This is a genomic window from Acinetobacter sp. UBA6571 (assembly GCF_002434085.1).
Classification (GTDB): Bacteria; Pseudomonadota; Gammaproteobacteria; order Pseudomonadales; family Moraxellaceae; genus Acinetobacter; species Acinetobacter radioresistens.
The window spans coordinates 168,478-179,876 of sequence record NZ_DJJJ01000058.1; the positions used below are offsets into that span (position 1 = coordinate 168,478).

9 protein-coding genes are annotated in these 11,399 nt (G+C 41.5%); 7 read left to right on the forward strand and 2 right to left on the reverse strand.

Annotation, left to right across the window (positions count from 1 at the left end):
- Positions 1-18 precede the first annotated feature (18 nt).
- From lpdA to sucD, 3 genes are all read left to right on the forward strand, one after another.
- Positions 19-1,452, forward strand: coding sequence for a dihydrolipoyl dehydrogenase (gene lpdA / locus B3X18_RS12175; protein ID WP_005406940.1), 1,434 nt, complete (start codon positions 19-21; stop codon positions 1,450-1,452).
- A gap of 169 nt (positions 1,453-1,621) precedes the next feature.
- Complete coding sequence (gene sucC / locus B3X18_RS12180) at positions 1,622-2,788, forward strand: ADP-forming succinate--CoA ligase subunit beta (RefSeq protein WP_005015729.1); 1,167 nt, start codon at positions 1,622-1,624, stop codon at positions 2,786-2,788.
- 12 nt (positions 2,789-2,800) lie between these two features.
- The gene (sucD, locus tag B3X18_RS12185) at positions 2,801-3,691 is read left to right on the forward strand and encodes a succinate--CoA ligase subunit alpha (RefSeq protein ID WP_005015727.1); all 891 of its coding nucleotides are present in this window, start codon (positions 2,801-2,803) and stop codon (positions 3,689-3,691) included.
- 512 nt (positions 3,692-4,203) lie between these two features.
- Here the strand turns inward: sucD and trpS are convergent.
- Positions 4,204-5,217: a tryptophan--tRNA ligase gene (trpS, locus tag B3X18_RS12190; RefSeq protein ID WP_005406961.1), complete on the reverse strand. Its 1,014-nt coding sequence runs from the start codon at positions 5,215-5,217 to the stop codon at positions 4,204-4,206.
- Positions 5,218-5,424: 207 nt separating this feature from the next.
- Here trpS and B3X18_RS12195 point away from each other — a divergent pair, with 207 nt between their 5' ends.
- A complete protein-coding gene (locus B3X18_RS12195) occupies positions 5,425-6,357 on the forward strand; it encodes a DUF808 domain-containing protein (RefSeq protein WP_005407010.1) in 933 nt (310 codons plus the stop codon).
- A gap of 45 nt (positions 6,358-6,402) precedes the next feature.
- Positions 6,403-7,302, forward strand: coding sequence for a KPN_02809 family neutral zinc metallopeptidase (ypfJ, locus tag B3X18_RS12200; protein WP_005025022.1), 900 nt, complete (start codon positions 6,403-6,405; stop codon positions 7,300-7,302).
- A gap of 53 nt (positions 7,303-7,355) precedes the next feature.
- On the opposite strand, the gene B3X18_RS12205 is transcribed toward ypfJ, so the two are convergent.
- Entirely contained in the window at positions 7,356-7,913 is a 558-nt protein-coding gene (locus B3X18_RS12205) for a hypothetical protein (RefSeq protein WP_005406901.1), read from the reverse strand.
- Between the two features lie 244 nt (positions 7,914-8,157).
- Between B3X18_RS12205 and B3X18_RS12210 the strand changes: the two genes are divergently transcribed.
- Entirely contained in the window at positions 8,158-9,657 is a 1,500-nt protein-coding gene (locus tag B3X18_RS12210) for a cation:proton antiporter (RefSeq protein ID WP_005406943.1), read from the forward strand.
- 395 nt (positions 9,658-10,052) lie between these two features.
- On the forward strand, positions 10,053-11,399 hold a 1,347-nt coding region (locus B3X18_RS12215; protein ID WP_286935644.1), incomplete at its 3' end, for an Ig-like domain-containing protein.

Sequence of the window (11,399 nt, forward strand, 5' to 3'; positions counted from 1 at the left end):
TGGCACTTGGAGATAAATATGTCTCAACAGTTTGATCTTGTTGTGATCGGTGGTGGTCCAGGCGGTTATGAAGCAGCAATTCGTGCTGCACAGCTGGGCTTCAAAGTTGCTTGTATTGAAAAACGTATTCATAAAGGTAAACCATCTCTGGGTGGGACCTGTCTAAACGTTGGTTGTATCCCATCTAAAGCATTGCTTGACTCTTCTCATCGTTATGAAGATACCGTTGATCATTTGGGTGATCATGGTATTACAACAGCTGAAGTGAAATTTGACCTTGAAAAGATGCTTGCTCGTAAAGACAAAGTAGTAGAGCAACTGACCGGTGGTGTAGCTCAGCTACTTAAAGGTAATGGGATTGAGTGGCTGCAAGGTACAGGTAAACTGCTGGCAGGTAAAAAAGTTGAGTTTGTACCATTTGAAGGTGAGACTCAGGTTCTAGAACCTAAATATGTAATTCTGGCATCTGGTTCTGTACCAGTAAATATTCCTGTTGCTCCTGTAGATCAAGATCTGATTGTAGATTCTACCGGTGCACTTGAATTCCCTGAAGTTCCTCAGCGTTTAGGGGTAATCGGTGCAGGTGTAATTGGTCTTGAGCTAGGTTCAGTATGGCGTCGTCTGGGTTCAGAAGTTGTTGTATTTGAAGCTATGGATGCATTCTTACCAATGGCTGATAAAGCACTGGCTAAAGAATTCCAGAAAATCCTGACTAAGCAGGGTCTGGACATCCGTATTGGTGCGAAAGTTTCTGGTACTGAGATCAATGGTCGCGAAGTAACTGTTAAATACAGCCAGGGCGGTGAAGACAAAGAACAGACTTTTGATAAGCTGATTGTGTGTGTAGGCCGTAAAGCTTATGCAGAAGGTCTGTTAGCTGAAGACTCAGGTATAAAACTGACAGAACGTGGTCTGGTAGAAGTAAATGATCATTGCGCAACTTCTGTTGAAGGTGTTTATGCGATTGGTGATTTGGTTCGTGGTCCAATGCTTGCACATAAGGCAATGGAAGAAGGCGTAATGGCTGTTGAGCGTATCCATGGCCACGCTGCACAAGTAAATTATGACACTATCATCAGTGTAATCTATACCCATCCGGAAGCAGCATGGGTCGGTTTAACTGAAGAGCAGGCAAAAGAAAAAGGCCACGACGTTAAAACTGGCCAATTCCCGTTTGCTGTGAATGGTCGTGCACTTGCTGCAGGTGAAGGCGCAGGTTTTGTAAAATTTGTTGCTGATGCTAAAACTGACCGTCTACTGGGTATGCACGTAGTAGGTCCGGCTGCCTCTGACATCGTTCATCAGGGTATGATTGCCCTTGAATTTGTATCAAGTGTTGAAGACTTGCAGTTAATGACTTTTGGTCATCCAACTTTCTCTGAAGTTGTGCATGAAGCAGCTCTTGCAGTCGATGGACGTGCAATTCACGCAATTCAGCGTAAACGTAAATAAGATTAAAGAAAGAGCGGTTCAAGAGCCGCTCTTTTTTGCTTCATGGGTTGCAATGATTGGAACAACCCTCTAAATATAAAGACAAGATTAAATAATTGCTAATGTGTACCGTGATGGAAGGGTACATAGAAGTATGGATAAGAAAGTAGAACTAGTAAAAGGTAAGTAAATGAATTTACATGAGTATCAAGCCAAAGCGCTATTAAAAAAATATGGTATGCCTGTTCAGGAAGGTATTTTAGCAACCAATGCTGATGAAGCTGTTGCTGCCTTTGAACAGCTTGGTGGAAAGTTTGCAGTCATTAAGGCCCAGGTGCATGCAGGTGGCCGTGGTAAGGCCGGTGGTGTACAGGTTGTTAAGTCAAAAGAAGAAGCCGCAGATTATACCAGTCGTATTATTGGTACACGCCTAGTCACCTACCAGACAGATGCCAATGGCCAGCCAGTCAATAGCGTACTGGTCTGTGAAGACGTTTATCCTGTGGAGCGTGAATTATACTTGGGTGCTGTGGTTGACCGCTCTACTCGTCGCATTACCTTTATGGCATCCACCGAAGGTGGTGTTGAAATTGAAAAAGTTGCAGAAGAAACACCTGAAAAAATTATTAAAGTTACAGTAGACCCTCTGGTCGGCCTGCAACCATTTCAGGCACGGGAGGTAGCCTTTGCACTGGGTTTGAAAGATGGCCAGATTAATCAGTTTGTTAAGCTGATGACAGGGGCTTACCATGCTTTTGTAGAAAATGATTTTGCCCTGTTTGAAATTAACCCGCTGTCTGTGCGTGAAAATGGTGACATTCTTTGTGTAGATGCCAAGGTGGGCATTGATTCCAATGCACTGTATCGCTTACCAGAGGTCTCTGCGCTACGTGATAAGTCTCAGGAAAATGAACGCGAGCTTAAAGCTTCTGAATTTGACCTGAACTATGTAGCCTTAGAAGGCAATATCGGCTGTATGGTAAATGGTGCCGGTCTTGCTATGGCAACTATGGACATCATCAAATTATATGGTGGACAACCAGCCAACTTTCTAGATGTAGGTGGTGGTGCAACGAAAGAGCGGGTGATTGAAGCATTTAAAATTATCCTTGCTGACAGCTCTGTTCAGGCAGTATTAATCAATATTTTTGGTGGTATTGTACGCTGTGACATGATTGCAGAAGCAATTATTGCTGCGGTTCAGGAGGTGAACGTAACTATTCCTGTAGTCGTACGACTTGAAGGTAACAATGCCGAGCTTGGCGCCAAGTTACTGGATGAATCCGGTCTAACACTTATTTCTGCTCAGGGCCTAGCTGATGCCGCAGAAAAAGTTGTTGCAGCAGTAAAAGCATAAGGAGTATCAATCATGAGCGTATTAGTAAATAAAGACACCAAAGTATTGGTACAGGGTTTTACAGGTAAAAACGGAACTTTTCATTCAGAACAGGCCATTGCATACGGTACAAAAGTAGTCGGTGGTGTAACACCAGGTAAAGGCGGCCAGAGTCATTTAAATCTTCCTGTATTTAATACCATGCGCGAGGCGGTACAGGAAACTCAGGCGGATGCGTCTGTGATTTATGTGCCTGCACCATTTGTACTGGATTCTATTGTAGAAGCAGTAGATGCAGGGATTGGACTTATTGTAGTCATTACCGAGGGTGTACCTACTCTTGATATGCTTAAAGCCAAGCGTTATCTGGAAACTAATGGTAACGGTACGCGTCTGATTGGACCAAACTGTCCAGGTATCATTACACCGGGTGAATGTAAAATTGGAATTATGCCGGGGCATATTCATCAGCCAGGCCGTATTGGAATTATTTCCCGTTCTGGTACGTTAACTTATGAAGCGGTATCACAAACTACCCGTCTGGGATTAGGCCAATCTACCTGTATTGGTATTGGCGGAGATCCGATTCCAGGAATGAACCAGATTGATGCGCTTAAATTGTTTCAGGATGACCCCGAGACTGATGCGATTATTATGATTGGTGAAATTGGTGGGACAGCCGAAGAAGAAGCTGCTGAGTATATTCAATCAAATGTGACCAAGCCAGTTGTGGGTTATATTGCCGGTGTAACAGCTCCAAAGGGCAAACGTATGGGCCATGCAGGTGCAATCATTTCTGGTGGTAAAGGAACAGCAGAAGAAAAATTTGCTGCTTTTGAAAAAGCGGGTATGGCATATACACGGAGTCCGGCAGAACTAGGTTCTACTATGTTACAGGTGTTGAAAGATAAAGGCCTGGCTTAAGTAGACAGCAAAAAAGCTCCGAAAGGGGCTTTTTTATTATGAGAATGATGGAAAGAATAAATTCTTCTTCAACGCTATTAGGATTGTAAATTTAACTTAAGCTTAGTTTATCCTATAGTTGTCCACTTTGAAGCAAACTCTTTAAGTGGACTAGATGAGTAATTTACTTTAATTTAAGTCTATAACTTGTAGATTTTGATGTATCATATTTTTTATAGACAAAAAAATACGCAATGATTGGGGTGATCATTGCGCAGAACAACGAATCTGTATACACAGCTTCGGTTAAGGAGAAATGTCATGAATTTAGAAGCTTTCTAAATCATGAAAGTATAATATTTGAATACCTGAGTAACTTCCTTGGTATTCACGTTAATAAGTGTTAAATCACGTTAAACTATAGGTTATATTGTAATTTTTTGAACTATGATATTTTATGCAGTTGAATTTTAAGAAATTAATATTCCAATTAAAAAGGCCCTTAAAGCAGGGCCTGTATTAATACTACAATTTTAAAAGTGGAACATTCCTAAACCGCTTTTAATTTCATCTAGAGTTTGCTGGGTAATAACCTGACATTTTTGAGTGCCTTGACGTAAAACATCTATAATATAGTCCGGATCTTTTTGCAATTCTGCACGACGTTCACGAATTGGACCGATCAGCTCTTTTAAAATACCTTCTAGACGCTTCTTCACAGTGCCATCACCTAGACCACCACGACGATAATGGGCTTTTAATTCTTCTAATTCTTCTTTATTGGTATCGAAAGCATCAAGATAGGTAAAAACCACATTACCTTCTACCTGACCCGGGTCTTCAATACGCAAATGATTAGGATCAGTATACATGGCATTAACTGCCTTTTTAATATCCTTATCTGAAGCATCCAGAACAATGGTATTACCCAGAGATTTAGACATTTTGGCCTTGCCATCAAATCCTGGTAAACGGCTCATGTTAGAAAGTAAGGCTTTACATTCAGGCAAAAGCTCGCGGCCGATCTGACGGTTAAGGCGACGAACAATTTCATTCGTCTGTTCAATCATTGGAATCTGGTCTTCTCCTACCGGCACAACAGTAGCTTTGAATGCCGTAATATCGGCAGCCTGTGCGACCGGATAACATAGAAAACCTGCCGGGATATCGCGCTCAAAACCTCGCATCTGAATTTCAGACTTGATCGTTGGGTTACGTTCCAAACGCGACACCGTCACAAAGTTCAGATAGAGCATGGTCAGCTCATTGAGTGCCGGTAATTGAGACTGCACACAGATGGTGGTTTTTTCCGGATCAATACCCACTGCTAAATAATCTGTAGCGACTTCCAGAATATTCCGACGTACTTTTTCAAAATTATCTGCATTGTCAGTTAAAGCTTGAGCATCGGCGAGTAACAGGTGCTGGTGATGGGAGTCTTGCAAGCCTACACGAGAACGTAGTGAACCTACAAAATGTCCTAGATGGAGCTGTCCGGTCGGGCGGTCACCAGTCAAAATAACTGGACGGGTATCTTGATCACTCATGATGCATTCCAAAGCGTTTGTAAATTAAGCAAAATATATTAATTGATGAAGTCTATTGTAAGGCATAAATACTGGTAGTGCCTCTTTACAATAAACTCCAGCTGGTAAAAAGTGAGAAATTTAATAGATAAACATATAAAGCTTATACACTTTCTCTGATTAAAGCGATTTAAACTAGCTATATAACGCTAAGATTGGGAACATAAAATGGCGAGCAGCTTGCTTTTATTATTAGATGATATTGCCACAATTCTGGATGATGTCGCAGTCATGAGTAAAATGGCTGCAAAAAAAACCGCAGGAGTGCTAGGTGATGACTTGGCTTTAAATGCCCAGCAAGTCAGTGGCGTCCGTTCAGATCGGGAATTGCCAGTGGTCTGGAGCGTAGCAAAAGGCTCATTTGTGAATAAAGTTATTCTGGTACCTTTAGCGTTGCTTATCAGTGTAGTTGCTCCATGGTTAATTAGCCCATTGTTAATGATTGGTGGGTTATTCTTGTGCTATGAAGGTATAGAAAAAGTTTTGCATTCACTACAGCGTAAAAAGCCACATAGTCCTGAAGAAGCAATTGCCAAGCTCGAACAGGATGAGATTGATTTGCATGCCTATGAAAAAGATAAAGTCAAAGGTGCAATTCGAACAGATTTTATTCTTTCTGCTGAAATTGTAGTAATTAGCTTGGGTACAGTTGCAGCAGCCAGTTTTATGACTAAAGTTACAGTACTAAGTATTATCGCTATTGTAATGACTATAGGCGTGTATGGACTGGTAGCCATGATCGTAAAAATTGATGACTTGGGCCTGCATTTGACTGAACAGGTTTCAAATTTTAAACAGCGTATTGGTCAGGCTCTTTTGAGCTTTGCCCCGATTTTGATGAAGACTTTATCAATCGTCGGTACCATTGCTATGTTTCTGGTCGGGGGAGGCATTATTAATCATGCTGTTCCTCTAATACATCATTTTACTGAAGATACTGTTGATCATGTTGAACTGATTCCTACTTTGGGGCATATCGTAGGAGCAATTACACCAACTTTAATAAATTTGGGAATCGGCATAGTAGCGGGTTTTATTGTTCTGCTTTTAGTCAGTGGAGTTAAAAAAATCTGGCCAAAATCTAAACAGAAATCTGCTTAAGCTATCAGCTTTTGCGACATCGTAATAATAGGGAAGGGGTAAACTATGCGTTGGAAAGGTCGCCGTGTCAGTACTAATCTGGAAGATCGCCGGGGTGGAGGGGGAGCAAAAGCAGGGGGTATCAGTATATTAGGTCTGATTGTTGCCTTTGTCGCCTGGAAGTTTTTTGGTGTAGATCCGCAGCAGGCTTATCAGGCAACAAAACAGGTAACCGCCGGACAGCAGGTAGAAAGCGTCGGCCTGGAAAATCCAACGCCCCAGCAGCAAGAAGCCGCAGATTTTGTCGGGACTGTTCTTGCTGATACCGAAGACACCTGGCAGGCAATTTTTCAGGAGCAGGGGCAAAATTATACCCCTCCTAAACTGGTCTTGTTCAGTGGCGTGGTTAATTCACGTTGTGGTACTGCACAGGCGGCAATGGGGCCATTTTATTGTCCAGCTGACCAAAAAGTTTACATAGATACCAGTTTCTTTAAAGATATGCGTCAGCAGATGGGAATTTCTGGTGAGCAGAACCAGACAGAACTCTCTCGACAAGACCAAGCCGGAGACTTTGCTCAGGCTTATGTAATTGCACACGAAGTGGGTCACCATGTACAGAACCTGTTAGGTATCTCTTCTCAAGTGCAACAGGCTCGCAGCCGTGCAAGTCAAGTACAGGGAAATCAGCTTTCAGTCCGGCAAGAGCTTCAAGCAGACTGTTTGGCCGGAGTGTGGGCACATCATAACCAGCAGCGTACCCAGTTTCTAGAGCAGGGTGATGTTCAGGAAGCAATGGATGCTGCCCATAAAATTGGTGATGACTATTTGCAAAAAAGTGCAACTGGACAAGTTGTACCTGATAGCTTTACGCATGGAACCAGTGCACAACGTATGCAGTGGTTCCAGACCGGCTTGAAGAGTGGTGATCTTAACCGGTGCGATACTTTTAACCAGCCAGTTTAAGGCAGTTAAAAGAATTATTGAGTACAGAAAAGATTATTACTGTACTCAATAATCTATTTTGTTAAAAAACTGCGAAAATTTTTCAAGATACGAATACTTGAAATTAATGCAATGATCGTAAACAGAAAAACTCCTAATAAGTAATATTTAAGGGCAGACATATCCTGTTGATAGAAATTAATCACTTGTTGTTGTGTTAAGGTTAAGTTGCCTGGCATGTTAGTCTGAGTATCTACATAGTTTATAGACTGAATATATTGATAAGGGCCAATAATTTGTAGAACTGCTTTTTGAACCTCTCTATATGGACTTTTATCATAGCCAGAAAGACAGAGCGTAGCCTGATAATGCTCACAACTGATTTTACTGATATATCCTTTGCCTTTTAAAACAATAAAAATTGCTCGATCTGGCTTTTGGCTGTTAGACAGGAGCAGATAAGACTGTTGATTGCTTGAAACCAGCTCAATCTGTTGGCGGTGCTCTAGCCACATATTCGCTTGTGCCAGTGTGTTGAATTTGCTGTAACAGGTCAGTAATAGTGCCAGAGTTACAGTAAAAATGATTAAAGCCAAGATAAGACGAAAAATGAATTTTAAAGATTGATGCATGAAAAGAAATATACAGCCAGTATTTATGAGAAATATTATTATAGTTTGAAATGATCTGGAAACGGCAAAAGCCGAATTGTTTATGCGAGAACCAGGTCTATTTAAAATGAAATAAAATTATCCATGACCTACCCCTAGAAATGGGAGTAAAATTCCCAGTTAAGAGTTTTATAACTGATATTCATCTAGAAGTGACTGATTGGATGCGTTTTAAGAAAGCCAGCAGTTATATTCAAGGATTCGCATGGGCAATTTTTTTCTTCTTCAAGCTTTAACGGTTATTTTTGCACTTTCAATCGCAACTACAATTTTTAATAAACGTATTTTAGACTTTCCTCAGGCGATTGGTGTGCCAATTGTCTCGGCAGTTTTTGTATTTATTTTGCAATGGGGTGCAAGCTTACTTAATGGTAACCAGTTTATAGTCATTAATATTCATAATATTGAAGAAGCTGTACGCGGGATTGATTTCTATGACTTTCTTATTAATGGCGTAATCTGTTTTATCCTGACCTCGTCTGCGCTTAAATTCAAAATTTCTGACTTAAGAAGTCACTGGAAACCCATTGGAATTCTAGCCACGATTGCACTGGTAATCTGTGCTGTATTTTTCGGTGGCATCCTTTATGGTTTTCAGGCATTAATTGGAAATCCGGTCCCTATTTTAGTCTTGCTGTTATTGGGATCTGCTTTAGGTGCAACAGATCCAATCGGAGTTAAAGGGGTGTTAAGTTCGGTTAGAGCACCTCATCATTTGATTGTGAAACTCGAAGGTGAGTCACTGTTTAATGATGCAATGTGTATCGCCGTCTTCATGACTTTACTGAATGTATTACAAGGCGAACATTTTACCTTATTGGGCACATTAGAAAATTTTCTCTATGAAATTGTAGTGGCTGTAATTATCGGTTGGGGGTTCGGTTTAGGAATTTTACGCTTATTGCGTGGCAAGCATGAAATGGAGTCTCTGATCCTGACAACTGCACTGCTGGCCTGTGGTTCTTACCTGGTTGCCCTGTTTGCTCATGCTTCTGCACCAATTGCTTGTGTTATCGGTGGTCTCATTGTTGGGAATAAATGGAAAGAAATCCTGCATGATCGTGAAATTCGTGAAGTAAATCATTTTTGGCATACTGTAGAAGGCATTATCAATTCATTTCTGTTTACATTAATCGGATTAGAGCTGTTCATTCTGGACTTGAGTAGTAGCATGATCCTTGGAGGGATATTTGCATTTTTTGCCCTGCATATTTCACGGTTTGCCGCAAATTTCTTATCTTTTGCCTTTTTCCCATCTTTCCGCAAAAAGAGTTATAACGGTAGCTTAACCATTTTATCGTGGGGAGGAGTGCGGGGTGGTATTTCACTGGCACTCATATTAGCTGTAGCTAATATTCCACAACTACGTGAATATAGCAGTATTTTGATTGGCTATACTTTTATTAGTGTGCTGCTCTCAGGTGTGGTTTGCGGTTTAGGACTACCAGCCGTTATGAACGCTTTTTACTATAATCCAAATGAAGAGACTCAAGGCTTTAAAGGATGGTATCAACGTTTATGCCACAAAATGAATCGTAAAGGTTTTAAATATATTGTGGGAGAAGATGCGAATGGCAATGAAACCATTACTGTGTATCAGCCCGAGGAAATAATGGACCAGAAAACTGATGACGGCATTACAGCTGTCCATCATCCGATAAAAGCACAAGAAGTCAAACGCCTGGAAAGTCCTGATAATTTTTAAAGGCAATTTGATATACAGACTATTTTAGGAATAATAAAAATTAAGATACTAGATCGACTATTTTTAATAAATTTATCCTAAGTGTTACCATGTATTTCACTGTTGTTTTTATGTGAAAGATGAAAACGTTTCTTATTCAAATATCTTTTTTTTATCTTTTTAAAACAATTACTTAATAAAATAAAAAATTTATGTATTTGATTTATATATTTTAACTTTAAAGCAGACTTGTTTACTCAACTTAATAAAAAACTTACTTGTTTCATGCTATCTATTTATAAAGCTTATTAAATTTTCTAGGAAGAAAATAGTTACAAAGCAAAATCTAATAAAGCTAATTTTTAATAAAAAATTCAGGAAATTAGCTCCTCTAATAATATGTAAGGAAGAATATAATGGCGGATATTTCTATAATTTCAAAAGAAACAGCTCAGCAAGTAGAGCATATAGGTAATAGTTTTAAATTAGGGGAGCCTGTAGTTGTCGTTATTGATGTTGCTCCAGAGGAGGTAGCATCTATTGATCGTAGTGGAAATAACCTTACTATCACCTTGAAAAATGGTGAGCAAATTTATATAGAAAATTATTTTGCCGCTGATAATAGTCTGGTCTTTAAAAATGATCAGAATCAGCTTTTACTGGCTCAAGTTACTGATGCCAGTGGTGCAATATTAGATCCAATTTCTTATTTAAACTTAGAAGAAGTCACGCCACTTTTATATGGAGCAGAGAGTGAAGCTTTTGTTCCCTGGTTAGTTGGGGCAGTAGGAATAGGAGGATTGGCTGCAGCGGTAACCTCTACTAGCGATTCTTCCGATGATACAAGAAATGATATTACACCACCACAGAAACCAATTATTACTGAAAATAATGGTGATGGTTTAAGTGGTACAGGTGAAGCCGGCAGTACAGTAATTGTTAAAGATAGCCAAGGCAATCAGACTGAAACTAAGGTAGGAGAAGACGGCAAGTGGAGCATTGAGCCGAATCCATTAAATGAAGGAGAACAGGGGACAATTGAAGCAGTAGATCCTGCTGGCAACAGTTCAGGACAATCTCCGGTTACAGGAGGCGACCAAACTGTTCCACAAGCCACATTAGACACATTAGTAACAAATGATACTACTCCAGGCCTGAGCGGCACGGTGAATGACCCGTCGGCCCGAATTGAAGTCAGCATTAACGGCAGCACCTACCAGGCCATCAACAATGGCGACGGTAGCTGGAGCCTGGCCGACAACATCATCTCGGTCCTGCCGGAAGGCCTGATTAACGTAACCGTAACAGCCACCGATGCGGCAGGGAACCGCAGCGCAGTGACCGGCAGCATCCGCATTGATACCACCGCCCCGGCTGTACCGCTGCTGGATGCCGTCAATGCCACTGACCCGATCAGCGGCACGGCAGAGGCGGGTGCGCGGATCGTGGTGACCTATCCGAACGGCACCACGGCCAGCACCGTGGCAGATCCTGCGGGGAACTGGAGCGTGGCCAACCCGGGCAACCTGAGCGATGGCCAGCAGATCAGCGTGGTGGCCAGCGATGCGGCCGGCAACAGCTCGGCCCCGGCCAGTGCGACAGTTGAGGCAGACATTACAGCTCCAAGTTTAGAATTTATAGTAATCATTAATACTGATGGCAGTGCCACCCTCAGCGGTACCACCGAACCGGGCGCCACTTTAATCGTACAGGGTCCAAACGGGGTAGCAGTGCCGGTCACAGTGACGCCAGATGGCAGCATC

What these genes read in the sequence shown, in the direction of transcription:
- trpS (WP_005406961.1), bottom strand. Translation starts at nt 5,217, where the DNA reads ATGAGTGATCAAGATACCCGTCCAGTTATTTTGACTGGTGACCGCCCG.
- B3X18_RS12205 (WP_005406901.1), bottom strand. Translation starts at nt 7,913, where the DNA reads ATGCATCAATCTTTAAAATTCATTTTTCGTCTTATCTTGGCTTTAATC.
- B3X18_RS12195 (WP_005407010.1), top strand. Translation starts at nt 5,425, where the DNA reads ATGGCGAGCAGCTTGCTTTTATTATTAGATGATATTGCCACAATTCTG.
- sucD (WP_005015727.1), top strand. Translation starts at nt 2,801, where the DNA reads ATGAGCGTATTAGTAAATAAAGACACCAAAGTATTGGTACAGGGTTTT.
- lpdA (WP_005406940.1), top strand. Translation starts at nt 19, where the DNA reads ATGTCTCAACAGTTTGATCTTGTTGTGATCGGTGGTGGTCCAGGCGGT.
- sucC (WP_005015729.1), top strand. Translation starts at nt 1,622, where the DNA reads ATGAATTTACATGAGTATCAAGCCAAAGCGCTATTAAAAAAATATGGT.
- B3X18_RS12210 (WP_005406943.1), top strand. Translation starts at nt 8,158, where the DNA reads ATGGGCAATTTTTTTCTTCTTCAAGCTTTAACGGTTATTTTTGCACTT.
- ypfJ (WP_005025022.1), top strand. Translation starts at nt 6,403, where the DNA reads ATGCGTTGGAAAGGTCGCCGTGTCAGTACTAATCTGGAAGATCGCCGG.